Source organism: Hymenobacter jejuensis (assembly GCF_006337165.1).
In the GTDB taxonomy this organism is placed as follows: domain Bacteria; phylum Bacteroidota; class Bacteroidia; order Cytophagales; family Hymenobacteraceae; genus Hymenobacter; species Hymenobacter jejuensis.
This window is the reverse complement of the sequence record NZ_CP040896.1, coordinates 1,515,400-1,541,168: the sequence shown is the minus strand read 5'-3', so window position 1 is coordinate 1,541,168 and position 25,769 is coordinate 1,515,400. Positions and strand designations below refer to the sequence as shown.

Annotated in this window: 22 protein-coding genes; 11 read left to right on the top strand and 11 right to left on the bottom strand. The window is 53.6% G+C overall.

The window, feature by feature from the left end; translation table 11 throughout:
• Positions 1–105: 105 nt before the first annotated feature.
• From era to FHG12_RS06175, 3 genes are all read left to right on the top strand, one after another.
• Positions 106–1,002: a GTPase Era gene (gene era / locus FHG12_RS06185; protein ID WP_139514899.1), complete on the top strand. Its 897-nt coding sequence runs from the start codon at positions 106–108 to the stop codon at positions 1,000–1,002.
• A gap of 98 nt (positions 1,003–1,100) precedes the next feature.
• Complete coding sequence (gene der, locus FHG12_RS06180; RefSeq protein ID WP_139514898.1) at positions 1,101–2,423, top strand: ribosome biogenesis GTPase Der; 1,323 nt, start codon at positions 1,101–1,103, stop codon at positions 2,421–2,423.
• A 154-nt stretch (positions 2,424–2,577) separates the two neighbouring features.
• Complete coding sequence (locus tag FHG12_RS06175) at positions 2,578–2,835, top strand: YtxH domain-containing protein (protein ID WP_139514897.1); 258 nt, start codon at positions 2,578–2,580, stop codon at positions 2,833–2,835.
• Positions 2,836–2,915: 80 nt separating this feature from the next.
• Here FHG12_RS06175 and FHG12_RS06170 read toward each other — a convergent pair whose 3' ends face one another.
• The 4 genes from FHG12_RS06170 to FHG12_RS06155 all read right to left on the bottom strand — a co-directional run bounded on the left by FHG12_RS06170 (position 2,916) and on the right by FHG12_RS06155 (position 5,914).
• Complete coding sequence (locus FHG12_RS06170; RefSeq protein ID WP_139514896.1) at positions 2,916–3,482, bottom strand: hypothetical protein; 567 nt, start codon at positions 3,480–3,482, stop codon at positions 2,916–2,918.
• 104 nt (positions 3,483–3,586) lie between these two features.
• Entirely contained in the window at positions 3,587–4,387 is an 801-nt protein-coding gene (murQ, locus tag FHG12_RS06165; RefSeq protein ID WP_139514895.1) for an N-acetylmuramic acid 6-phosphate etherase, read from the bottom strand.
• Between the two features lie 48 nt (positions 4,388–4,435).
• Positions 4,436–4,723: a cytochrome b5 domain-containing protein gene (locus FHG12_RS06160; protein WP_139514894.1), complete on the bottom strand. Its 288-nt coding sequence runs from the start codon at positions 4,721–4,723 to the stop codon at positions 4,436–4,438.
• A 42-nt stretch (positions 4,724–4,765) separates the two neighbouring features.
• On the bottom strand, positions 4,766–5,914 hold the full coding sequence (locus FHG12_RS06155; protein WP_139514893.1) for a formimidoylglutamase: 1,149 nt from the start codon (positions 5,912–5,914) through the stop codon (positions 4,766–4,768).
• Between the two features lie 154 nt (positions 5,915–6,068).
• On the opposite strand from FHG12_RS06155, the gene FHG12_RS06150 reads away from it, so the two are divergent.
• The 5 genes from FHG12_RS06150 (at position 6,069) to FHG12_RS06130 (ending at position 14,180) form a co-directional block, all read left to right on the top strand.
• Positions 6,069–7,847: an AMP-dependent synthetase/ligase gene (locus FHG12_RS06150; RefSeq protein WP_139514892.1), complete on the top strand. Its 1,779-nt coding sequence runs from the start codon at positions 6,069–6,071 to the stop codon at positions 7,845–7,847.
• Between the two features lie 153 nt (positions 7,848–8,000).
• The gene (locus FHG12_RS06145) at positions 8,001–8,480 is read left to right on the top strand and encodes a MarR family winged helix-turn-helix transcriptional regulator (RefSeq protein ID WP_139514891.1); all 480 of its coding nucleotides are present in this window, start codon (positions 8,001–8,003) and stop codon (positions 8,478–8,480) included.
• A 74-nt stretch (positions 8,481–8,554) separates the two neighbouring features.
• Positions 8,555–10,963 (top strand): 3-hydroxyacyl-CoA dehydrogenase/enoyl-CoA hydratase family protein, encoded by a 2,409-nt coding sequence (locus FHG12_RS06140; RefSeq protein ID WP_139514890.1) that lies wholly within the window; start codon positions 8,555–8,557, stop codon positions 10,961–10,963.
• A gap of 87 nt (positions 10,964–11,050) precedes the next feature.
• Entirely contained in the window at positions 11,051–12,229 is a 1,179-nt protein-coding gene (locus FHG12_RS06135) for a thiolase family protein (protein ID WP_139514889.1), read from the top strand.
• A gap of 163 nt (positions 12,230–12,392) precedes the next feature.
• Positions 12,393–14,180: an acyl-CoA dehydrogenase family protein gene (locus FHG12_RS06130; RefSeq protein WP_139514888.1), complete on the top strand. Its 1,788-nt coding sequence runs from the start codon at positions 12,393–12,395 to the stop codon at positions 14,178–14,180.
• A gap of 80 nt (positions 14,181–14,260) precedes the next feature.
• Here FHG12_RS06130 and FHG12_RS06125 read toward each other — a convergent pair whose 3' ends face one another.
• The 6 genes from FHG12_RS06125 to mutY form a co-directional block, all read right to left on the bottom strand.
• Entirely contained in the window at positions 14,261–14,590 is a 330-nt protein-coding gene (locus FHG12_RS06125) for a YegP family protein (protein WP_139514887.1), read from the bottom strand.
• 154 nt (positions 14,591–14,744) lie between these two features.
• Complete coding sequence (locus FHG12_RS06120; RefSeq protein ID WP_139514886.1) at positions 14,745–16,091, bottom strand: hypothetical protein; 1,347 nt, start codon at positions 16,089–16,091, stop codon at positions 14,745–14,747.
• Positions 16,092–16,867: 776 nt separating this feature from the next.
• Positions 16,868–18,964 (bottom strand): ATP-dependent DNA helicase RecG, encoded by a 2,097-nt coding sequence (gene recG / locus FHG12_RS06115; protein ID WP_139514885.1) that lies wholly within the window; start codon positions 18,962–18,964, stop codon positions 16,868–16,870.
• 121 nt (positions 18,965–19,085) lie between these two features.
• Positions 19,086–19,682, bottom strand: a complete 597-nt coding sequence (gene gldD / locus FHG12_RS06110; RefSeq protein ID WP_139514884.1) for a gliding motility lipoprotein GldD — start codon at positions 19,680–19,682, stop codon at positions 19,086–19,088.
• Positions 19,683–19,808: 126 nt separating this feature from the next.
• Positions 19,809–20,249, bottom strand: coding sequence for a single-stranded DNA-binding protein (locus tag FHG12_RS06105; RefSeq protein ID WP_139514883.1), 441 nt, complete (start codon positions 20,247–20,249; stop codon positions 19,809–19,811).
• Positions 20,250–20,337: 88 nt separating this feature from the next.
• Positions 20,338–21,435, bottom strand: a complete 1,098-nt coding sequence (gene mutY / locus FHG12_RS06100) for an A/G-specific adenine glycosylase (RefSeq protein ID WP_139514882.1) — start codon at positions 21,433–21,435, stop codon at positions 20,338–20,340.
• A 197-nt stretch (positions 21,436–21,632) separates the two neighbouring features.
• Between mutY and FHG12_RS06095 the strand changes: the two genes are divergently transcribed.
• The 3 genes from FHG12_RS06095 (at position 21,633) to FHG12_RS06085 (ending at position 24,964) form a co-directional block, all read left to right on the top strand.
• Complete coding sequence (locus FHG12_RS06095; protein ID WP_139514881.1) at positions 21,633–21,938, top strand: HU family DNA-binding protein; 306 nt, start codon at positions 21,633–21,635, stop codon at positions 21,936–21,938.
• A gap of 75 nt (positions 21,939–22,013) precedes the next feature.
• Complete coding sequence (locus FHG12_RS06090; protein WP_139514880.1) at positions 22,014–22,916, top strand: tetratricopeptide repeat protein; 903 nt, start codon at positions 22,014–22,016, stop codon at positions 22,914–22,916.
• 437 nt (positions 22,917–23,353) lie between these two features.
• On the top strand, positions 23,354–24,964 hold the full coding sequence (locus FHG12_RS06085; protein ID WP_139514879.1) for an Rne/Rng family ribonuclease: 1,611 nt from the start codon (positions 23,354–23,356) through the stop codon (positions 24,962–24,964).
• Between the two features lie 108 nt (positions 24,965–25,072).
• Here FHG12_RS06085 and FHG12_RS06080 read toward each other — a convergent pair whose 3' ends face one another.
• Entirely contained in the window at positions 25,073–25,744 is a 672-nt protein-coding gene (locus FHG12_RS06080; protein ID WP_139514878.1) for a porin family protein, read from the bottom strand.
• Positions 25,745–25,769: the final 25 nt, after the last annotated feature.

Below are 25,769 nucleotides of genomic sequence, written 5' to 3'. Positions count from 1 at the left end.
ATAAGCTGCCGTGTCCATCAGACAAGCAACCTACGGCGGATGTTTTAGGGATGAGCGGCCCGGCGGCCGGAATGTCGTACCTTTGCAAAATTATTCCGAAATCCCGTGAACCCCGAATCTAAACCGCACCGCGCTGGCTTTGTGAGCATTATCGGCAAGCCCAACGTCGGCAAGTCGACGCTCATGAACGTGCTCGTGGGCGAGCGGCTCAGCATCATTACGAGCAAAGCCCAAACCACGCGCCACCGCATCATGGGCATTCTGAACGGCGACGATTTCCAGCTCGTCTACTCCGATACGCCCGGCATTATTCAGCCCAAATACGAGCTGCACAACGCCATGATGAGCTTTGTGTATTCGTCGTTGGAAGACGCCGACGTAATTCTCTTTGTAACAGATATTTACGAAAAGCACGACGAAGAGCCCATCGTTGAGCGTCTGCGCAAGTCGGATACACCTATCATATTGATAATCAATAAGATAGATCAAGCCGAGCAGGTTGAGGTAGAAGCTAAGATCGCATATTGGCGCGAGCAACTGCCCAATGCGGTCGAGGTGTTGGCCATTTCGGCGCTCAATGCCTTGGGTACGGAACGCGTGCTGGAACTGGTGCTGGAGCGCCTGCCGGAGCACCCGCCGTTTTACCCCAAAGATGAACTCACCGACAAGCCCGAGCGTTTCTTCGCGGCTGAGATGATTCGGGAAAAGATCTTCAAGCTATACAAAAAAGAGGTTCCGTATAGCTGCGAAGTGGCCATTGAGGAGTTCAAAGAGGAAGAAAATATCATCCGGATGCGCTCCATCATTTACGTGGAGCGCGCCAGCCAGAAAGGCATCATCATTGGCCAAAAAGGCGAGGCGCTGAAAAAAGTAGGCACTTGGGCGCGCGAGGAAATGGAAAAATTCTTCGCCAAGAAGGTGTTCCTCGAAATCCACGTCAAAGTCAACGAAAACTGGCGCACTGACCCGAAGGCCCTGAGCCGCTTCGGTTATAAAGAATAACGGCGCTCGCAAAGCGCCCCTATATTCCGACCACACATTCACTTAACTACTCCGGGCACCGCCAGATTTGGTCGGACTGGCGGCTGGAGTCAGACTGTATGAAAAATACCATCGCCATTGTGGGGCGGCCCAACGTGGGCAAATCCACGCTATTCAACCGCTTGGTCGGCCAGCGCAAGGCCATCATGGACAACCAAAGCGGCGTGACCCGCGACCGCCACTATGGCTACGGCGAGTGGACGGGCAAGTATTACACCGTGATCGATACGGGTGGCTACGTCCATAACTCCGACGATATTTTCGAGGGCGAAATCAACAAGCAGGTAAAACTCGCTATTGAAGAGGCCGATGTGGTTCTGTTCATGGTCGACGTGGACACGGGCCTGCACGGTCTCGACGAAGAATTTGCCAACGTGCTGCGCCGCTACCAAGGCAAGAAGCCGATCTATCTGGTTGCTAATAAGGCAGATACAAACCAGCGTGCCCACGCTGCCGGTGAGTTTTATGCGCTAGGAGTTGGCGACGGCGAGATTTTCACGGTGTCTTCGGCCAACGGTTCCGGCACTGGGGATCTGCTGGATGCGGTAGTATCGCATTTCGATGATCCGTGGGAAGAAGAGCCCGATTCGGGACTGCCCAAGATTGCCGTAGTAGGTCGCCCAAACGTGGGCAAATCGTCGTTGGTAAACCTGCTGCTTGGCGCCGAGCGTAGCATCGTGACCGACATTGCCGGCACCACCCGCGACGCCATTCAGGCGCACTACAGTGCTTTTGGCAACGAATTTATCTTGGTCGATACGGCCGGTTTGCGCCGCAAGTCGAAAGTAAGCGAAGACATCGAGTTCTATTCTGTGCTCCGTTCCATTCGGGCCATGGAAGAGTCGGACGTGTGCATCGTGATGATTGACGCCACGCGTGGTATTGAGGCTCAGGATGTTAACATCATCGCGCTGGCCGACAAAAACCGCAAGGGCATCGTGATCTTGGTGAACAAGTGGGACTTGATCGAGAACAAGGAGACCAATACCATCAAGGAAATCGAAGAGCGCATCAAGGAGAAAATTGCTCCGATTGCGTATCCGCCTATCATTTTCACGTCGGTACTCACCAAGCAGCGCGTGCACAAAGCCATTGAAGTGGCAATTCAGGTGTACGAAAACAAGCGGAAGAAAATCCCGACGTCGCAGCTCAACGAGGTCATGTTGCGCGAGATCGAGCAGCACCAGCCGCCGTCGGTAAAAGGGAAGATGGTGCGTATCAAGTACGTAACGCAGCTGCCCACCCACAACCCCGTATTTGCCTTCTTCTGCAACCTGCCGCAGTACGTGAAGGAATCGTACATACGCTTCCTGGAAAACCGCATGCGCGAACACTTCGGCTTCGAAGGCGTGCCCATCGGCATCGTTTTCCGGAAGAAATAGCTTCACGTCCTGAAAAAACAGGGTAATTATTTTTAATTGGTTGGGTTACCTTTCTAAAGACGAGGTATAAAGTCTCGAATTTCAACATCAACTGCTACGCAAGGTGTTGATAATTAATTAAATAGACTCCAACACCTCCCTCAAAAACAAAACCATGAAAAAAGTACTGTTTCTTGCCATCGCTGCTGCTGCTTTCTCGTTCACTTCTTGCGACAGCAAAAAAGAAAACGCTCAAGAGAATGCTGCTGACCAAGTAGAGAACGCTGGCGAAGTAAAGGCTGACTCTTTGGAAGATAAGGCTGACGCCGTACGTGACTCAGCTGACGCTACTTCCGACAAAATGGAAGATGCTGCTGATGCTAACCCTTCGACTGCAACTCCTCAGCCTGCTAACGGCGCAACTACCAAGTAGTCTGACCCAATCTTTAGCTACAAAAAAGGCTCCCCAAACAGGGGAGCCTTTTTTGCTTTCAAGCACTTGGCAAAAGTATTTTAACCCAGTCGTCGCTGGAGCATGCCATCGACTACAGTAAAGAGCTTGCGCGGCGCGTACGTGCGCCACGGGAGATCGTCGAGTTGGCCGCCAAAGTTGATGTAACTGTCGAGATTGTACTGGCGCATTTCGCGAACGACGTGCTCCTGAAAGTTGACGCCCGCAATCCAGCCGTCTTCTACATCCTCAAACCACTCTTCGTAATAGTCGTCGTCGGAGCCGTGGAAGTTAAACACGTTCTCGCCGATCAGGATAAACTTGCGGATGCCTTCGTGCACCATCAGGTCGATGATGTTGCGCTTGAGCAGCATAATGTCATTTTCGATGGCGTCGTTCCACTCACCGATAAACTCGATTACGCCCAGCCCCAACTCGTAATCGACAAACAGGATTTTTAGGAACAGCGTATCCGAGTCGAGGCTATCCCATTGAGGATGAATGTAATAGCCATAAATGGTATTGGTGAAGCTGTCGAGGCTGTTTTCGGCTTCAAAAAGCGGCGAGCGTGGGTCTTCGGAAGCAGAATATTGCTCGATCCAGTTGTAATGCGGCTCGATGGTATGCACGGGGGCAGCGAGTAAAGGTGAGCGGATGAAATTCTAACAATTCGGTCGCAAAAAAGCTCCGTGTTTCAGTTTCATTCTAACGGACTCACCCCGGAAAGCGTTTGCTATTTTTGCGCGTCTAGCGCCGCGCGCACACTTCCGTAGCGTTGCAGAAGTGCGGCGGCTTCTTCTTGCCCGATGCCCAGTTCGTCCATGATCATGCGCTCGCCGCGGTCAACGAGTTTTTGGTTGGAGAGCTGCATGTCCACCATCTTGTTGCCTTTCACGCGGCCCAGCCGAATCATGGTGGCGGTAGTCAACATGTTGAGTACCAGCTTCTGAGCCGTGCCGGCTTTCATGCGCGTACTGCCCGTCAGAAATTCGGGCCCGGTTACGACTTCCACCGGAAACTCGGCGGCGGCGGCCACTTCCGAACCGGCATTGCAGACGATGCACCCCGTAGCAATGCCCTGCTGACGAGCCATTTGCAGCCCGCCGATCACGTAGGGCGTACGGCCTGAAGCAGCAATCCCCACCACGATATCGTTCTGGTTCACAGAATGTTCTGAAAGGTCGTGCCACGCTTGCTCAGCATCATCCTCGGCATTCTCTACGGCTTTGCGAATGGCCGTATCGCCACCGGCAATGATGCCCACCACCAGCCCCTGCGGCACCCCGAACGTAGGCGGGCATTCCGAAGCATCCAAGATGCCCAAACGCCCACTGGTGCCCGCGCCGATGTAAAACAGCCGGCCGCCCTTCTGTAGTTGAGCAACTGTAGCCTCCACCAACGCTTCTACCTGCGGCAGGGCTTTGGCTACAGCCAAGGGCACCGTTTGGTCGACGCTGTTGATGCCGGCGAGCAGCTCACGCGTGGAAAGGGTTTCGAGGTTGTTGAAAAGGGACGGGCTTTCGGTAGTGCTCACGGTACGGAAGGGGAAAAAGAAATGCTTGGCCGCTTACGGCTGCGCGGGTTAGGAGTTGGGAGTGGCGGCAGCTTTCAGGCGACCGATAATAGGGAAATTGTCGAAGACATTTTCCGTGTGCGGCGCATCTCGTTGAAGCTCTTGGGTCAGGTCTTGGCCGGCCCAGTGCTCGTAGTGGTTGCCGCGCCGCCACAAACGCGACCGGCTAACGTCGTACACCAAGCCTTGGTAACACACCCAAATTTCATCCCGATCCTGCCCATTACGCAAAGCCAGCTGTGCAAGGCTATATTCCGGCAGGGCAGTAGTGGGCAAACTATGGGATGGTGTTTTCATAACTAATTGAATATCAAATAGATATGTTTGGTATTGGTTTGGTTATCCTAACAGGGCTTGGGTTAATATCCAACGGTTGGGCAAATCACCTTGGGCAGCATGCAGATAATCCTGGTAACTGCACGGCACGATGCGTTTCAAATTGCTGTCGGCCAGACTTTCGACTTCCAGCCACCACTTTTCGGTGCGTTTGGCTTTGTAAAAGACCAGCTTAGCCGGCGTGCCCGGCAACCCCACCGCGTACCGAATAAAGCGTCGGCTCTGAAAATCCGTTTCGCCGCGCCGATGGTAGTAGCCTTCCACAAAATACCAGAGCATGGTGGCCAACGTAGCCGCGGCCAAGCCATGCGTGTCGTGGTCGGGGCGGTAGCCGTAGAGGCCGAAGCTGCTGAGCTGGTCGTTGTGGCCGGCATACCAAGCCAGTTGCGCGGCTTCTTCGTTGGTAAGCCCAAACGGGTTGGCTGGGTAATAAGCGGGGGCATCGTTCCAGCGCAAAGCGGCCACGTCGAAGCTCACAAAATCGGCTTGGCGCAGCAGCGGCTCGGCCTGCCGCACATCCGTATGAATTTCGCCAAGGCGCAGCGTTTCAAAGTGCAGCTTTTCCAGCGCGGCCAATACATCAGGAGCAGCAAAGTATTGCTGATGAGCTAGTTGGGCAAAATTGAAGATAAAGTTGGGCTCGTGCACCAGTAGGCGCCTAAGGTGCGATTCTTCGGCGGGGGCAGCCGTGTGCTCGGCCATATCTACGCGGGCATCGACGGTAGCAAAGCTGATGGCGCGCTCCACGGTTTCGTAAGCCAGGAATTGACCGTAGTCGAGGTCGTGGCTGCCGCCCAGCAAAATCGGTACTGTGTTGTACTCCAAGAGCGCCGCCACAATTTCGCGCACCCGAAGGTAGGTGTCTTCAAGGGTGAGTCCCGGCCGCAGGTTGCCCAGGTCCACAATGCGCAGAGCGCCAGTACCTTTCTGAAGCTGATAAAAGCGTTGGCGCACGGCATCGGCACCGTGAGCCGCCGGCGCACCTGCCGAGCTTCCGCGCCATTCGTCCAGCCCGATAAGGGCCAGATCGGCGTCGCGCCAGTCGGGAAACGTATCGAGAAAAGCGGTAACGTAAGCTGCCAGCGTGGTTGGAGCGGAAGGCGAGCCTACCAACTCTTCGCGGAGCGGATCAAAGAAAATAGCCAGATTCATTGGGAGCAGGCAGTGCAGGCAGACAAAACTAAGCAAATAGCAGCACCCCGCCTGCCTTTTCCGGAGCGGCGGCGCTTCACAGGCCCTTCTAATAGGCTTTACGCCAAAAAATCCATTTATTTAAGCTGCTTTTCCCACCCTATTGCCCTATTTCATGGAAGTCCGTCGTGCGTTTGATATTCTCCCGTATCAGCTTTCCAAATACCCCAAAGCCGATTGCCTCGCGGCCAAGGTCGACGGGGAATGGCGAAAACTAAGCACGCAGCAAGTGCTCGACCAAGCCAACCTGGTAAGTTTAGGTTTGGCGAGCTTGGGCATTCGGAAAGACGATAAAGTTGCCATCATCTCGATGAACCGGCCCGAGTGGATGCTGGCCGATTTCGGCATTTCGCAGCTCGGTGCGGTGAGCGTGCCCATGTACCCGAGCATCACGGTCGAGGATTACAAATACATCTTCGGCGATGCGGGGGTGAAGGCCGTGTTCGTGGCCGATCAGAAGCTATACGACAAGGTAAAAGAAGCCACCGCCGGCATGAATATTCCGGCCGCAAACGTTTTTACTTTCGATCGAATTGAAGGCGCTCGCCATTTCTCTGAGCTGCTGGAAGCCGGCAAAAAAGGTGATCCGAAGACTTTAGAGCCGTTGCGCGCTGCCGTTCAGCCCGATGATCTGCTGACCCTGATTTACACCTCCGGCACGACTGGCAGCCCTAAGGGCGTCATGCTTAGCCACGACAATATCCTGAGCAATTGCCGTAACTCGCAGCGGTATGTGCCTGTGCATGACAACGATACGGCGCTCAGCTTTTTGCCGCTCTGCCATATTTTCGAGCGGATGGTGACGTATCTATACATGATCAACGGCGTGAGCATTTACTACGCCGAAAGCATGGAGGTGATCGCCGATAACCTGCGCGAAGTAAAGCCGCAGATCTTCACCACGGTACCGCGTCTGCTGGAGAAAGTCTACGATAAGATCGTCGCCAAAGGGCACGACTTGGAGGGCGTCAAGAAGCAGTTGTTTTTCTGGGCTCTGGATCTGGGCCTGAAGTACGATACCCAGAAAAGCCAGGGTTTCGTGTACAATACGCAGCTTGCCTTGGCTAACAAGCTCATTTTCAATAAGTGGCGGGAAGCTTTGGGCGGCAACTTAAAATGCATCGTATCGGGTGGCGGTGCGTTGCAGCCCCGCTTGGCGCGCGTGTTTTGGGCCGCAGGCATTCGGGTGATGGAAGGCTATGGCCTGACCGAAACCTCGCCGGTGATTGCCGTAGGGGGCTTCGAACCTGAAGATAACATGATCGGGACCGTGGGGCCGCTCATCGACAACATGGAAGTGAAAATCGCTCCGGACGGCGAGATCCTGACCAAATCGGCTTCGGTAATGAAGGGGTATTACAACCGGCCTGACCTTACCAAAGAGGCAATTGATGCCGAAGGCTGGTTCCATACCGGCGACATCGGCGAATTTGTCAACGGGCGCTTCCTGAAAATCACCGACCGCAAGAAGGAAATGTTCAAGACCTCGGGCGGCAAATACATCGCCCCGCAAGTCATTGAAAGCAAGCTTAAAGAGTCGCCGCTCGTGGAGCAAGCCATGGTTGTGGGTGCCGATCAGAAATTCCCGGCCTGCTTGGTAGTACCAGCTTTCGATGAGCTCAAAAACTGGGGCAAGCGGCACGGCGTGGAAATTGGCTCCAACGAGCAAGCCGTTAAGGATGAGCGCATTGTGAAAATGTACGAAGACCTTGTAAAAGACTACAACAAGAGCTTTGCGCAGTGGGAGCAGGTGAAGAAGATCGTGCTGATGCCCCAACAATGGACCGTAGAAAGCGGCGAGATGACGCCGACCCTGAAGGTGAAGCGGAAAATCATCACCGAAAACAACAAAGACCTCATAGAGAGCTTATACCATCACGACGACCGGCGCTAGAAAGCTATAGGCCGCGCCGAAAATCGCTGCTGATGCTGAGTTTGGGGAAAGCAGGCGAGCCGAAAGGCTGCTGTTTTCCCCGAACTTTTTTCTGCGGAGATAGTATGCAAGCCTAACATATTCTTTGTATGTTTACCGGACCTCAGCACTACGATGAAACCCGAAGAAACCGTCGATTACAACATCAAAATTGCTTGGCACGCCATCTCGCGCATGTATAATACGCAGGCCGCCAAGCACGACATCACGACGAGCATTGGCTTCGTGCTGTTGAATATAGATCAGGAAAACGGCACGCCGGCTACCAAGATTGCGCCGCTGCTGGGCCTCGAAACGCGCAGCCTCACCCGCATTCTGCGCTCGATGGAGGAGAAAGGGCTGATTTATAAACAAGCCGACGCGCTGGACAAACGCTCGGTGCGCATTTTCCTGACGGAAGAAGGCTTGCGCAAAAAAGAGGTTTCGCGCCAAACCGTGCGCCATTTCAACCAGAAAGTGCATGAGAAAATCCCTCAGAATCAGCTTGATGTGTTCTTTAAGGTCGTAGGCCAAATCACTGGCATGATCGAAAGCAAAAGCTTATTCGACGATTTTAAACTCAAAAGCTCGCGCTCCGAATCGACCTCCGCCTAGGTCGGTCGGGGCGCGTTTGCTTGGTCTGATTTTATATCCAATCCCGCCATTCCGAACACCCGCTTCCTTTTCGTATGAACCGAATTATTAAGAAAGTTGCCGTATTGGGCTCCGGTGTCATGGGCTCGCGCATTGCCTGCCACTTTGCCAACATTGGCGTGCAGGTGCTGCTACTCGACATCGTGCCCCGTGAGCTAACCGCCGACGAAGAAAAAAAGGGCTTGACGCTGGAAAACCCGGCGGTGCGTAACCGCATCGTTAACAGCTCGTTGCAGGCAGCTGTTGCCTCTAATCCTTCGCCGCTGTATCGTAAGGCCGATGCGGCCAAGATCAAGACCGGCAATTTCGACGACAACCTGAAAGACATTGCCAGCTGCGACTGGACCATAGAAGTAGTAGTCGAGCGGCTGGACATCAAGCAAAGTCTCTACGAGAAAGTAGAAAAGGTACGCAAGCCCGGCACGCTCATCACGAGCAATACCTCCGGTATTCCGATTCATATGCTGTCGGAAGGCCGTTCGGATGACTTCAAGAAGCACTTCTGCGGTACGCACTTTTTCAACCCGCCGCGCTACCTGAAGCTGCTGGAAATCATCCCGACGCCGGATACCGATCCGGCCATCGTAGATTTCCTGATGCACTATGGCGACCTATACCTGGGCAAAACTACGGTGCTGGCCAAGGACACGCCGGCGTTTATTGCCAACCGCGTGGGCGTATTCGCCATCATGGACGTGCTGCAAGTGATGCAGCAACTCGGCCTGACGGTGGAGGAAGTCGATAAGCTGACGGGGCCGGTAATTGGCCATGCCAAGTCGGCCACGTTCCGCACGTCGGATGTCGTTGGTTTAGATACCCTTATCAACGTAGCCAATGGCCTGGCCCAAGGCCTGCCCAACGACGAAGCCAAAGCCGCATTCATGCTGCCCGACTTCCTCAAGAAGATGGGCGAAAACAAATGGCTCGGCGACAAAACCGGCCAGGGCTTCTACAAAAAAGTAAAAGGCGAGGGCGGCAAGTCGGAAATACAAGCACTTGATTTACAAACACTTGAATATAAGCCCGGCCAGCGCGTAAAATTCGCTACGCTGGAAGCTACGAAGCCCATTGAAAAGCTAGGCGACCGTTTCAAGGTCTTGGCTGCGGGTAAAGACAAAGCCGGCGAGTTTTACCGCAAAATGTTTGCGGGCCTGTTTGCTTACGTGACCAACCGCGTACCCGAAATCACCGATTCGCTGTACAAGATCGACGACGCGCTCCGTGCAGGCTTCGGCTGGGAAATGGGTCCGTTTGAAACCTGGGATGCGCTGGGCGTGCCGAAAGGTCTGGAGCTGATTCAGACCGAAGGCAAGCAAGCGGCGGGCTGGGTGCAGGAAATGCTCGATGCCGGCAATACGTCGTTTTACAAAGTTAACGAGCAGGGCGTGAAGCAGTTCTACGACTTCGAGTCGAAGAGCTACCAGCCGATTCCGGGCGTCGAGAACTTCATCATTCTCGACAACCTGCGCGCTTCGGGCAAGGTGTTGTGGAAAAACGCCGGTGCTTCGGTTATCGACCTCGGCGACGGCATCCTGAACGTGGAGTTCCACAGCAAGATGAATACGCTGGGTACCGACGTAATTCAGGGCTTGCTGAAGGGCGTAGACATGGCCGAGCAAGGCTACCGCGGTCTGGTGGTCGGCAACGACGCGCCAAACTTCTCGGCGGGCGCCAACCTAGGCCTCGTGTACATGTACGCGCTGGATCAGGAGTTTGACGAGATCAATATGATGATCGCGCAGTTCCAGAACGCCATGATGCGCATGCGCTACAGCAGCATTCCGGTAATAGGCGTGCCGCACGGACTGGCGTTGGGCGGTGGCTGCGAACTGAACCTGCACGCCGACAAGGTGGTGGCTTCGGCCGAAACCTACATGGGCCTCGTGGAATTTGGCGTCGGCCTGATTCCGGCCGGTGGCGGCACCAAGGAAATGACGTTGCGCACGGCTGCGAAGTATGAGGAGGGCGAACCGGAGTTCAACCTGATCCGCAACACCTTCATGACGATCAGTACGGCTAAGGTATCTGCTTCAGCAGCAGAGGCTTATGATTTGGGCTTCCTGCGCCGCGGCGACGAGATAGTGGTAAATAGCAACCGCGCCATTGCGGCGGCCAAAGAAGCTGCCTTGGAACTTGCGGATGCTGGCTACACCCAACCGACCCAAAAAACAAACATCAAAGTACACGGCCAAGGCGCTTTGGGCATGTTCATGACCGGCGTGTACGCCATGAAAGAAGGCCGCTACATCTCCGATCACGACGTGAAAATTGCTAACAAGCTGGCGTACGTGATGTGCGGCGGCGACCTGTCGCAGCCTACGGAAGTGAGCGAGCAGTATCTGCTGGATCTGGAGCGCGAAGCTTTCCTGTCGCTGACTGGCGAGCGGAAAACGTTGGAGCGGATTCAGTCGATTTTGACGACGGGCAAGCCTTTGCGTAACTAATTGATTAACAAATTGTTGTATAAAAGGACTTTGTGGCTCGTTGGGCAATATTAAGTTCTGACAATCAACTCTTTAAGGAGCAAAAAGATGAATGCATATATCGTAGCTGGTTACCGCACGGCCGTGGGCAAAGCGCCGCGCGGTGGTTTCCGCTTCACCCGCACCGATGATCTGGCCGCCGAGGTCATCAAGCACCTGATCGCATCGGTGCCTGCCCTCGACCCCGCACGCGTCGATGACGTGATCGTGGGCAACGCGGTACCCGAGGCGGAGCAAGGCCTGCAAATTGGCCGCATGATTTCGCTGCTGGCCTTGCCCATGAACGTGTCGGGCTTGGTAGTAAACCGTTACTGCGGTTCGGGCGTCGAAACAATTGCGATGGCAGCGGGCAAAATCGCGGCCGGTATGGCCGACTGCATCATTGCGGGCGGCGCCGAAAACATGTCGCAAGTGCCTACGGTGGGCTGGAAAACGGTGCCAAATTATAAGCTCGCGCAGAAGCACCCTTCGTACTACTTGGGCATGGGCCTGACGGCCGAAGCCGTAGCGCAGGACTACAAGGTTTCGCGCGAAGACCAGGACGAATTTGCCTTTCACTCGCACCAAAAGGCTATTAAAGCCATCCAGGAAGGCAAGTTTAAGAAGCAGATCGTGCCGATTACGGTCGAAGAAACCTACCTCGATCAGGCGACCGGCAAAAAGAAAAAGCGCTCGTACGTAGTAGATACTGACGAAGGTCCGCGCGCCGATACATCGTTAGAAGCGCTGGCCAAGCTACGGCCCGTGTTCGCAGCGGGCGGCACGGTTACGGCGGGCAACTCGTCCCAAACTTCCGACGGCGCGGCCTTCGTGATCGTGATGTCGGAGCGCATGGTAAAGGAATTGAACCTGGAGCCCATCGCCCGCATGGTCACCTACGCCACCGAAGGTATCGACCCGCGCATCATGGGCATGGGACCGGTGAAAGCCATCCCGAAGGCCCTGAAGCAAGCCGGCATGAAGCTCGACGACATCGACCTGATTGAGCTGAACGAAGCGTTTGCTTCGCAGTCAATTGCGGTGGTGCGTGAGCTAGGCATTGATACTGAAAAGCTTAACGTGAATGGCGGTGCTATTGCCCTTGGTCATCCGCTGGGCTGCTCAGGCGCTAAGCTCAGCATTCAGCTGTTCGACGAGTTGCGTGAGCGCGGCAAAAAGTACGGCATGGTAACCGCCTGCGTCGGTGGTGGCCAAGGCGTAGCAGGTATTTATGAGCTGCTGAAGTAGCCAAATCACAATCCAACATACAGAACCAGACGGTTGTATAAGCTGTTCTGAATAAGAAGATTAGAAGCCCCGCAAGCGGGGTTTCTTTCGCCCTAAATAGGCTGCAAGCCTAACAAAATAGTAACTTAGAAATTCCCTCAAAATTTTCAATTCTCTCACGGTCATGGAAGTATCCCACAAACTGATGAAAGGCGGCGAGTTCATCATCAAAGAAACTGCTGCTCAAGACGTATTCACCCCAGCCGAATTCACCGAGGAGCAGCGGATGATGTACCAGACCTGTCTGGACTTCGTGGGCGCGGAAGTGCAGCCCTTACTCGAGCGCCTCGACAACCATGAGGAAGGGTTGATGCGTGGCCTGATGGAGAAAGCGGGCCAATTGGGCCTGTTCGGCGTGAGCATCCCGGAGCAATACGGCGGCCTCGATATGGACTTCACCACCGCCTTACGCGTGACGGAAGGTGTAGGCGGTGGGCACTCGTTCCCGGTGGCTTTTGCCGCGCACACGGGCATCGCAATGCTGCCGATTCTCTATTTTGGCACCGACGAGCAGAAAGCCAAATACCTGCCCGGCCTGACCAACGGTGAGCTAATGGGCGCGTATTGCCTCACCGAACCCGGATCGGGCTCGGATGCGCTGGGTGCCAAAACCAAAGCCATTCCGACCGAAGATGGCTCGGGCTACGTGCTCAACGGCCAGAAAATGTGGATCACCAACGGTGGTTTTGCCGACGTTTTTATTGTGTTTGCGCAGGTCGATGGCGACAAGTTTACCGGCTTCATCATCGAGAAAAATACACCCGGCCTAAGTCTTGGCAACGAAGAGCACAAGATGGGCATTCGGGGCAGCAGCACGCGCCAAGTGTTCTTGTCGGACGTGAAAGTGCCGAAAGATGCCGTGTTGGGCGAAATTGGCAAAGGCCACCTCATCGCCTTCAACGTACTCAACATCGGCCGTATCAAACTGGCCGCCGCCTGCTTGGGCGCTTCTAAAATGGCGGCTACGCTGAGCGTAAAGTATGCCAATGAGCGCGTGCAGTTTAAGATGCCGATTGCCAAGTTTGGCGCCATCCGCCACAAGCTGGCTGAGCAAGCCATCCGCATTTACGCCGTGGAGTCGGCCATTTACCGTGCGGGCATGGACATTTATCGCATGGAGCAGGAACTGATGGCCCAGGGCAAATCGGCCAACGAAGCGCTGTTGGGCGCTGCCCGCGAATTTGCGGTTGAGTGTGCTATTCTGAAAGTAGAAGGTTCGGAAGTGCTTGATTATGTGGTAGATGAAGGTGTGCAGGTATATGGCGGCTACGGCTTCTCGGCCGATTACCCCATGGATCGCGCCTACCGCGACTCGCGCATCAACCGCATCTTCGAAGGCACCAACGAGATCAACCGCATGCTGGCCGTCGACATGATTCTGAAGAAGGCTATGAAGGGTGAACTCGACCTGATGGGGCCGGCGCAAGCCGTGCAGCAGGAACTGATGGCCATTCCGGATTTCAACACGGAAGAAGAAACTGGCTTGTTTGCTGCCGAGAAGAAAACCATCGCCAAGCTGAAGAAAGCCATTCTGATGGTGGCGGGTACGGCCGTTCAGAAGTACATGAACTCGCTCGCCAAAGAGCAGGAAGTTCTGATGAACATCGCCGACATGGCCATCAAAGTATACACGGCCGAAAGCACGCTGCTGCGCGTCGAAAAAGAAGCCGGCGAGAAAGGCGAAGAAGCCCTTGCCAACCAGATGGACATCGCTCGCGTGTACCTGGCTGATACTGTGGATCATGTGAATAAGTCGGGCAAAGACGCCATCGCTTCCATGACCGAAGGCGATGAGCAGCGCTTGCTGGCCATGGGCCTGAAGCGCTTCACCAAAGCCGAACTGTTCAACGTTAAAGATGCCCGCCGCCGCATCGCTGCTGCTTTGGTCGAGGCAAACGAGTATTGCTATTAATTGATTGGTAGTCAATTAGTTGCAAAAAAAGCCGCTCCTGTGATCAGGAGCGGCTTTTTTGTGAGTTTGCTGCCGGAGAATCAGGCGGCCGTCAGATCCTTCACAACGGCTTCCGGAGCGTTGCGCTTCACCGATTCGATGCCGTTTTCGCGGGCGGCGGCGCTGTTATACGTCTCACTTTGCCCGATTACCTGCCCGTTGGTGGCTTTTAGCGAGAAAGAAAAGCTGGGCGCTTCGCGCCGCACATACCGGTCGTTGTTGGGCGAGTTTTTCTTCACCGACTCGATGCCATTTTCGCAGGCGGCGCGGCTGCTGTAGCCCTCGCTGTGCAAAATCGGTTCGTGGTTGCCGGCTTTCAGCCGGAAGTAGTGGTCGCCGTTTTTGCCTTGGTAAATCTCAAAGTAACCCATGCTGTTTGCTGAAAAAGGGTGGGACGATGATTTAGAAGGGAAAATAATAATTTTAGGACATATTTATTTGATTTTCAGATATATACTAAATGTCAAAAGCCACCCAAATTCATCCGGGTGGCTTTTGTACGTGCTATCGCTCGGGTCAGCGGCGCTATTTCACCATAATCTTATTTAACATGAGCGCCGCCGATTTCTTGTTGGGGCGACTCACGCCGATAATGGTTTTGGCGTCCTGCCAGGCCGTAAAGTCCTTCACGTATGCTAAGTTCTGGTCGCTGGCTACGTTGAGGCCCAAGCTTTTAGTAGGCTGCACGACGCCGGTTTGGGCATTTACGCGCGTCAGGAAAAGGTCGGCTTTGCCCTTTACTTTCTGCTGAGTCAGGATAAGCACGTCGGGGCCGAAAACAGCGGCACGGTATCCAATTCCCGCAAACGCTTCCGTGGGCGAGGCCACCTGATCTTTAGGGATTATAGAATGCCAGGCAGGGCTCTGAAACTCGTTGTAGCCAAACAAATGCAGTTCGCGCGCATGCACCGGCGATTCGTCGCCCCCTTCTTCGTACTTCTTTTCGGCAATAACTACCAGTTGCTTATCATCCGTTAGCAAGAGGTCGGATAAGTAGATGTCCTCTAGACGTTTAGCTGCGCTTTGTGTCGTTTTGTTAGTTTCGGCTAGGTACGCTGGGGTAAATAGCATTTCGGGGGCAAACTTCATATCGCTTTTGCCCGCAAAATCAAACTTCACCACTTTCAGGCTGTAGTACTGGCCGGTTTTGCGATCCGTGCAGATGGCCGCCGCGTACAGCGAGCTGTCGGGCTGCAAAGCATACTTCGTGTCGAACACCATCACTTCCTTGCCGCCAAACGTGCCGCCTACGGCCACCGACATCACCTTGATATCGGCGTTGTCGTTGCGGTAGCGCCGCACGGTCAGCTTTTTCATGGCGTCGCTGATCAGGGCTACGTACTGCGTGCCGTCGTTGCCGATGTACACAGTAGGGGAGAAGAAGTCGCCTAGATCATGGAAATCGTAAGTGCGGTCCTTCAGTTTGGTAAGCGATTGGTCGTATACCGCCGCCGTAATCGCCCGGATCTGCACGTCGCGGGTCAGGTAGCGAAAGGCCACCAGCTTCGAGCCGTCAGGAGAAAACGCAACCCCCGGCCGGCGGTCGCGGGCAGCGGCGTCTACTAATTTCTTGGCAGGGCCTTTTTGTCCGCTTTTCAGCTCGATAGGCGCAACCGACAAAGATTGTGTGGCGGCATCTTTATGGTGAATAACTACCAAGGCCTGCGTGGCGCTGCGAGCAAAGGCTTCTATACTTTCCCCCGCCCCAACCGGCACTCCCGTCGACCACAACCGCTTAAGGTCGTTATCGTAGCGCTCTACCGCGTATTCGCCCGCTGCTTTGTGCGCTAAAATGATAAAGCCGTCGTTTCCAATCGGAAGGGTTTTGCGGGTGACGCGCTGGTTATAGCGGTCTTCTGTCTGCTCGGGCAAGTAGCTAAACGGTGCGGATTTTACGCGTTGTGCTACAGCGAGCTCTTGGGTTAGAAGGCCACACGCGAGCATTAAACCTGTGAAAATCGAAAAATTAAGACGCACGAACAAAGCGAGTTAAGTATGGAATAATACAAATATCAGAAAAAAGTGCTGCGCCGGGGTATCCAATTACGGTCTGCCCTCGTACACCGCCCGAATCTCAACAGTAGCAAAGGTCTTGCAACGTTTTCTTCACGCATCCTTAACCTTCCGTTAGCCACTTTGCTGCCTTGTACCCCTTTATCTTTGCCCAGAAGCTAAACAGCAAAGACGAGCAATGCGACTCGGGTACAAGCTGAACTATTCAACTTCAAACGTGGAGCAACGGCGCAAAGTACTCAAACCTAAATTGCACAGTTGCCCAAATCTTTTTTTGAAATCTTTCTCCTTTTGGCTTTAATTTTGATGCGCGTGGCCTTCGTGTCTTACCCTAGTGTCTTTACTTTATGAAGTTTTTATTACGTTTCTTAGTCCTGTTTGCCTTGATCGTAGCAGGAAAATTCTCCAAACAGCCGTTACCTGCTCCTGTTAATGCTTCTGCTAGTCCCGCTCAACAGACTTCCTTTTTCACCCGACAGGTAAGCAACCAAGGAAGTTTTTCCAGCAACGCGAGCCATTTGTGGCAAACCCCCCCGATGCATACAGAAGCATCCGTTCGGTACGAATAATTTGAAGCAGGCGACTTTCCTCGAAGTCGCCTTTTTTGTGCCCTTACCTGACGAGCTACCTTGGCGTTAACTAATGCGGCTCCAGTTGACCGCCGTTGCCGGCAACGATTCTATGTGGCGGCGGATATTCTGATTTTCGGGCTTGCTTAATGTAACATCCTCACTAAGAAGCTGTTGCGCTGCTGCCCGCGACTCGGTCAGGATGCGGCCATCTTTGGCCAGATCGGCAATCAGCAAATCCAAAACGCCGCTTTGCTGGGTGCCCATTAGGTCGCCGGGACCGCGCAGCTTGAGGTCAATGTCAGCGATTTCGAAGCCGTTGTTGGTCCGCACCATCGTTTCGAGGCGGGTGCGCGAGTCTTTGCTGAGTTTGAAGCCCGTCATCAGAATGCAGTAGCTCTGTTCGGCGCCCCGGCCCACGCGGCCCCGGAGCTGGTGCAGCTGCGAGAGCCCAAAGCGCTCCGCCGACTCAATCACCATCACCGAAGCATTCGGTACGTTCACGCCCACTTCGATTACGGTAGTGGCCACCATGATCTGGGTTTCGCGGCGCACGAACCGCTGCATCTCGTAGTCCTTCTCTTCGGCCTTCATGCGGCCGTGCACAATGCTGATCTGGCACTCCGGAAAGGCCCGCTGTACGCTTTCGTAGCCGTCCATGAGGTCTTTGTACTCCGTCATCGATTCGCTTTCCTCAATAAGCGGATAAACGATGTATACCTGCCGACCCAGCAAGATCTGATCGCGCAAGAATTGGAAGACTTTCAGGCGGTTAGAATCGTAGCGGTGTACTGTCACGATGGGCTTCCGCCCGGCCGGCAACTCGTCAATCACCGATACGTCGAGGTCGCCATAGAGCGTCATGGCCAGCGTCCGCGGGATGGGCGTTGCCGTCATCACGAGCACGTGCGGAATCACATGCGGATTTTTCTGCCACAGCTTCGAGCGTTGCGCTACGCCAAACCGATGTTGCTCGTCCATGATAGTAAGGCCGAGATTACGGAACTGTACCACGTCTTCGAGCAGCGCGTGCGTGCCCACCAGCATGTGCATGGTGCCGTTGCGAAGTTGTTCGTGCAGCTCGCGCCGCTCCGAAGTCCGCGACGAGCCCGTGAGCTTGCCCAAGTTGATGCCCAGCAGGTCGGCGTAGGCCTTCAGCCCCACATAATGCTGATCTGCAAGTATTTCCGTGGGCGCCATCAGGCAACTCTGCGCGCCGTTGTCGGCGGCCATGAGCATGGAAATGAAGGCTACAATGGTCTTGCCGGAGCCTACATCGCCTTGCAATAGGCGATTCATCTGCTTGCCCGAGCAGAAGTCTTTGTAGATGTCGTGGATGACACGTTTCTGGGCACCCGTCAGGTCGAAGGCGAGGTGGTTTTTGTAAAAGTCGACCAGCGTGGGCACTTCCTTAAAAATCTGGCCTGCCAAAGTGGCCTTGCGCTGATCTTTCTGACGCAACAGCTTGAGCTGTACGTAAAAAAGCTCTTCGAACTTCAGCCGAAAACGGGCCGCCTGCAACAGATCCGTGCTCTGCGGGAAGTGAATCTGTTGTAACGCCTCCGCCTTGCTCATCAGCCCATACTGTCGGATCAGTTCGGGCGAAAGCGTTTCGTGCACCTGCGGCAACGCAATGCGCAGCAGGTCAGCAACCATGCGCATAATTGCCTTGCTATCAATGCGATGGTAGTTCTTGAGCTTTTCGGTGGTGTTGTATACCGGCTGCAAATAGCTTTGGCCAGCCTTGGTTTCCGTTACCTCTTCGAGCTCGGGGTGCGCCATTTGCGGCTTGCCATTGAACAGGGAGGGTTTGCCAAAAACAATGTATTCCTGGTGGTTCTTAACGATCTTCTCCAGAAATCTTACCCCCTTGAACCACACCAACTCCAGCTCGCCGCTGGCGTCGGCTACTTTGGCAACCATGCGCTGCTTGGGGCCTTCGCCGATCACTTCGCGGCCCCGCAATATGCCTTTCACCTGCACGTAAGGCAAGTCGTCGTGCAAGTCAACGACGTTGTAAAACTGCGTGCGGTCGAGGTAGCGAAATGGATAGCGCTGGATAAGGTCGCCGTAGGTAAAAATGCCTAACTCCTTCTGCAACAGCTGCGCCCGCTGTACGCCTACGCCCCGTAAATACTCTATTTTGGTGTTGAAAAAACTCATTTCAATCAACAGTTAACATCCATCATATAACAATTGCAAGCATTTGATAATCAAATAGTTGCGAAGACATAGGCTTTGGCAGGCCTTGCTGCTGTTAATTGATAAATGTCATGCGATTTAACTACTTGTATTTCAGAGTGTTGATGAGCTGCACAATGTCTTTCTTGACATAGTCGATGACGGGCGACAACGAGTCGTTGGCAGTGGCAGTGGGGAAATATAAGGCGCCGCGGAAAAAATGCTTAGTGCTGTCGGTGGTGTAAAACTGAAACTGGCTGGGCACCTCACCTGAAAGCTCAAACACCGATACACGCATACCGCTGGGCGTTTTGAGCATGCTCTCGTCGATGGCTATGGCCTTGATCTCGTGCTTGCTGGTTAGTTTACGAGCGCTTTCCAACATTCTGTTAAACACTTTTTTATCGCGATTGATGTCGGTGTAAGTAATCTGGATGTTGGCGTGGAGCGTCGGGTAATACACATTAATCCAGTGGGGCTGCGCCAAGTATGATGAGTCGCGAAGCACCTTCGCATAGCGCGAATACTGAAACGTGTACGGATGCCCTGGCGCCAGCTGCTGGTAGCTATGCGGTGGCAAGTCGATGCGGTTGTAGCCCTTGGGCTTGGGCGTATAATCGGGCGCAGAAGTGCAGCCTACGAGCAGCGTCGCAACGCCTGATACCAAAAGGATGCCGCGAAAAAATCGAGAAGAAAGCATGCGAAGCGATGCGAATTTACTCACCAAAGGTAACCGGAAAGCGCGGTTAGTACGCTCACAACGCAAAAAGCCCCGGCTTCGTGCCGAGGCTCCCGGTTTGAGGCGATCATCGCCTGTATTCTGGAGTTAGAAAGGCAACTGGTTGAGTTCGGGCTCTTGGCGGAACGTCTGCGGAGTTTCCTCCGCAGACATTTGCACCTGTACTTGGTCCTGCGCCGTGGGGCCATCGCCCTGCGGGCGGCCTCCCAGCATAGAAATCTCATCGGCCACGATTTCGGTGATGTAGCGCGTCTGGTTGTCCTTATCCTGATACTGCCGCGTCCGGATTTTGCCTTCGATGTACACTTGCTGGCCCTTCTTGAGATACTTTTCAGCCATCTCGGCCAAGCCACGCCAAGCGGTAATGTTGTGCCACTCCGTGCGTTCCACCCGGTTGCCTTGCTTGTCTTTGTAGTGATCGTTGGTGGCGAGCGTGAAGCTGGCTACACTCACACCGCCCTCCAAATGACGAACCTCCGGATCTTTGCCCAGGTTGCCTACTAAGATTACTTTGTTAATGCCTGCCATCTTGTTGGTAATTAAGTTTTTATGATACTGGAAAAGGGAGTTGTATTTGATATAAAAATACAAAACTCAGGCAACATTTCCAAATAAATTAGTTTTTGTTCAGTCTATTGTTAATATAATTAGCAATCATAATGGGTTTGGGCAATTCTTCTGTTTGCGATGCAGTATAAGGTGCTAATCCTGAAGTGGTTATAACTGAAGCTGGTAAAGGCGCTTCAAGCCAGATCGAGTGGAAGCGGGCCTCAACTTTTTGGTGGCTGAGCACGTGGCGCAACGCCTGTACCGGCTCCTCAGCCCGATTGGTCGCTACCTGACCGCCAAGCGCCTCTAACGTGTCAAGTACTTCTAGGGCAGAGAGTTCGGGCGTTTCGGTTTCGGTGAGCGCGAAGTCGTAAAGTCCATGCCAAATGTCTTTCGGACCCCGGCGGCGCATGTACACCGTATCGCCGTGGCGCAGCACCAAATAGTGAAAGTACCGCGTGCGCGAAGCCTTGGCTTTTGTCTTAACTGGCAACTGGTTAACCATACCGTGCTGAAAAGCATAGCATTCGCGTTGCAGCGGGCAAAAAAGGCAATCGGGGTTAACGGGCGTGCACTGAATAGCGCCAAATTCCATGACGGCTTGGTTGAACTCATCCGGAGCTTCAGCCGGAATAAGCTGATTTGCAAGAAGTTGAAATTCCTTGCGGCTGGCCGGCGCCGCAATATCAGCCGTGATGCCAAACACGCGAGACAAAACACGAAACACATTGCCGTCGAGCACGGCTACCTTTTCGCCGAAGGCAAAAGAGGCGATAGCTGCTGCCGTATACTGGCCTACACCTCGCAGTTTCAGCAGCTCGGCATAGTTGTTGGGGAACTGCCCGCCGTACTCGCGCACTACCTGCTGGGCAGTGTGGTGCATGTTGCGAGCACGCGAGTAATAACCAAGCCCTTGCCAGTGACGCAAAACCTCTTCCTCTGGGGCAGCTGCAAGGTCATGAACGGTGGGATAAGTAGTAACAAAATCAAGATAATACGGCAGTCCTTGCTTCACCCGAGTCTGCTGAAGAATAACTTCCGAAAGCCAGATTGCGTAAGGGTCGCGGGTATGGCGCCAAGGCAGATCGCGACGGTGCCGCGGGTACCATTCCAAGAGTGCCTGTGCGAAGTAAGGGTGTGCAGGTAGGGCAGTTTGTGTATTCAATGTGGTGAGGCAGAAAGAGTTGTCGATGGAACCTAGATCGACGAGGATTGTTGGAAAAGTATTGCAAAACCAAAAAAGGGGACTACCTTTGTGGCCCTAATTCAGTAGCGAACAGCCTACCGGGCAAGGGCTTACGTCTTGAATTAGGACCTTTTGCCCAAGACATTTTTTTCACTCCACATAGTACACTTACCAGCGTGACTAAAGCAGAAGTAATCGCCGAAATCGCCGAAAAAACCGGCATTGAAAAAGCAGACGTTTCGTCAACAGTCGAAGCCTTTTTCAAAGTTGTAAAAGACTCGATGGCCGAAGGCAGCAACATTTACGTGCGCGGCTTTGGGAGCTTCGTAAACAAGAAGCGGGCTAAAAAAGTGGCCCGTAACATCTCGAAAAACACGTCGATCATCATTGACGAGCATTTCATCCCGAGCTTCAAGCCTTCGAAGACCTTCACCAGCAAGATCAAGAACAGCAAGAAGATCAAAGAATCGGCTAACGCCTAGTTTTCGTTCTAGTAACATGTCGGCTGTGCCGCCGGGCTTTTCGTTTTGCGAAGTCCGGCGGCCTGTCTTTGCTTTATGGCTCCTCGCAAATCTTCGCATCAACTGATTGTTCTGGCTGTCGCTCTTGGGTTGGTAGCCGCGCTGTTTTTGTTGCCGAAGGTCATTGTGAAGCCAAAAGAGGGCAAAAGCCAACTGACTGCTCAAGGTGCTGCCCAAACGGCCAACCGCGATAACGGAGCGGCCATGCCTTCTACCGCTTCGGTAGAGAGCAGTGCCCCAACCGGAGCTACGCCTGAACAGCCGCACATGCAGGTTGCGCCAGCCCAACGCCGAGAAATCGGAGGACTGCTGGCCAAATACACTGCTGAGCGAGACCCAATGGCTAAGCTACGGCTGGCTACTGATCTGGCCGTCAAGTATAAAGCCGTTGAGAAATTCGACAGTGCCGGCTACTACTACGAGCAAGTAGCGCAGGCTCGCCCCGGCGAGCAGGCATGGAAGCGCGCCGCTGACGAATATTTTGAAGCTTTTAGCTTTGCTGCCACTCAAGATCGGCAGAAGGAGTTGGGCGCCAAAGCGCGGGAATTGTACGAGCGGGTGTTGAAAAACAACCCCGAAAACCTCGATGCAAAAACCAACTTAGGCATGGCCTACATGGCCAGCGAAAACCCAGTACAGGGCGTGACTTTGTTACGTGAAGTGTTGGTGGCCGATCCAAAAAACGAGAAAGCCATCTACAATTTAGGCCTGCTCTCGTTGCAAAGTAACCAGAACGACAAAGCCGTAGAGCGTTTCCGGGAGTTGACGATCATCAACCCTGAAAACCTAAACGGACAGTTTTATTTGGGCGTGGCCCTAGCTCTGACTGGGGCTAAAGACGACGCCCGAAAAGCGTTCACCAAAGCCAGAACCTTAAGTACTGATCCTGGGTTTCTGGCCTCGGTAGACGAGCAACTACAAAAGCTGAATAGCAAATAGCGGTCGGCTGTTGGTAGCTAATAGTGTGGTATTTGCAAGTCGTTGATTCCCAATTGCTTGCATAGTGCTGAGGATTATTGCCTTCAGTTGGCAGCTGTAACCCGAAGATTCAATCATTCACCCATCTAACCCATCATCTCATGCCCTGCGGTAAGAAGAGAAAGCGTCACAAGATTGCCACTCACAAGCGGAAAAAGCGCCTGCGCAAAAACCGTCACAAGAAGAAGTAAGCCTTTGGGGTTTGCTGGCGAGTGTAATGAGTAAGTAGCTCAGAGACACTTGTTTATCTCTCATCTAGTATCCCCGAGAGTGGCTAATAGTTCGCTTTCCCCATGGCTTGAAAGGGAAGCTGGCGCTGCGTGCGCTGGCTTCCCTTTACGGGTTTCGGGGGTGGCGTATGGCTGCTGGCTGGCGGATCAATTAACCTATCTGATCCATTGAGTAACGAATTAATCATTAATTCTACTCAGGAAGGAGAACGAATTGCCCTGCTCCAGGACAAGCGGCTCATCGAATACCACTTCGACCGCAATGACACCAACTATTCGGTTGGCGACATCTTCCTGGGCACGGTCAAGAAAGTTATGCCCGGTCTGAACGCTACGTTCATTGACATTGGGTACCAAAAAGATGCTTTTCTGCACTACGGCGACTTGGGAGAACAATACCCTTCGCTGGCTAAGTGGGTGAAAGGCGTTCAATCGCAGAAAATTACCGTAGCGGCCCTGAAGAACTTTCAGTTGGAAGGGCCGTTGGACAAAGTCGGCAAGGCGGCCGACGTGTTCAAAAAGGGCCAGCAAATGCTGGTTCAGATCGTAAAAGAACCTATTTCAACCAAAGGCCCTCGGCTTTCCACGGATATTTCCATGGCCGGGCGCTATTTGGTGTTGGTTCCTTTTTCCAATACCATCAGCATTTCCAAAAAAATCGTCAGCAAGACGGAGCGGGAGCGCCTCAAGCGCCTTATTGCTTCCATCAAACCCGACAATTTTGGCGTCATCATCCGTACCGTAGCAGAGGGCCGTGAGGTAGCCGAACTCGACAAGGACATGCAAAGCATGGTCGCCAATTGGGAACAGCTTTTCCAAACCTTACGCACTGCCAAAGAGCGGGATAAGGTGCTGGGCGAACTGGGCCGAACGAGTTCCATGCTGCGCGACATGCTCAACGAAAGCTTCGATTCTATCACTGTGGATTCGGCGCCGATGTACGAGGAAATGCACAGCTATTTGCAGAAGATCGCGCCCGACAAAATGGGCTTGTTGAAGCTGCATACTGGCAAGGTAAAAGTGTTTGAGCAACACGGCATAGAGAAGCAACTCAAAACGCTTTTCGGCAAAACCGTGACAGTGCCAGGTGGCGGCTATCTCGTTATCGAACACACTGAAGCACTGCATGTTATCGATGTGAACTCCGGTAACAAAAGCAATCAGGAAAGCGATCAGGAGGCTACGGCCTTGCACGTGAATCTGTCGGCCGCGCGGGAGGTGGCCCGCCAACTCCGCCTGCGCGACATGGGCGGCATCATTGTAGTCGATTTCATTGATATGAAATCGGCTGAGAGCCGCAAAAAGGTAGAAGACGCCGTGAAGGACATTATGAAGTCCGACAAAGCGCGCTTCACCATTCTGCCTATCACCAAATTTGGGCTGCTGCAAATTACGCGGCAGCGCGTACGCCCCGCCGAGAACATCGTGACCGGTGAGGTGTGCCCCACATGCGGTGGTACGGGCAAGATTTCGGCCTCTATCCTCGTAACGGACGAAATCGACAACAGCATTGAGGACTTGTTGGTAACTCAAAACCAGTCGGGCATCACGCTGTATGTGCACCCCTTCCTGCACGCCTACTACACCAAGGGATTGGTGTCGAAGCAGATGAAGTGGTATCTTAAGTATTACAAGTGGGTGAAGGTTATGAAGGACACTTCTATGGGCCTCACCGACTATCGCATCGAGGATGAACGCGGCGAGGAGATTGAACTGCATTCTCCGGCTGCCGCCATGAGTCGCTTACAAGATCGTGAGATCGAAGACGTTATAGATTAGCCGGTTTTTTCTGCGAAAAACCTTCCTGATAAGAAGAAAGCCCGCCTTGCTCGATGAGCAGGACGGGCTTTTTCGTAAGTAGTTGATAGTCAATTACTTATGCGAGAGCTAGAATTTTAGCCCGAGATCCAGAGCAAACTCGTTGTTCTTGAGGGTCACACTCTTGAATTTGCGCGTATTGTCGAAGTAGCGGTCGATGTTGAACAGGCCGCGGTGATACGAGATGCCTGCCATAAGCTTAGTACTCTGGCCTAGTTGGTATTCGGCACCAAAACCTGCGATCAGGGCGGCATCCGGAACGATAACGTGCTTGGCGGCTTTCGTTTCAGCGCCCGTACCGGGATCGGTATAAAACTTATTGCCGTTGAGCTTGCCCGCGATAGCCGCATCAACCGCGCCGCCTACCTGAAAGTAAAGCTTGGTGTCGGTGGCAACGTCGTTTGTAAACAGCTTGATGGTGACAGGAATTTCGAGGTATTGAATGCCGTACTTCAGCTTTTCCCGAACCTTAGTATTCTCGTCGTAATAGTTGATAGTTCCGCCCTTGCCGGCTAAAAGCAAGCCCGTGCTGAAGGCGTAGTTTTGTCCGAAGAAATAATCAACGATCACACCGCCGCCTAGGCTGGCTTTGCTGCTTTCGTTTTGAAAAGCATACTGCGTGGGCGAATCAACGCGGAGGTTGGTGATGGAGGGCGATATTTTGAGGCCGATTTCAACTTGCGCGGAAGCTGTGCCCGCCGTAGCAGCGACAGCAAGCAGAGACAACAATGTTTTTTTCATAGAAGAACTAGTAAAACGCTAGGTA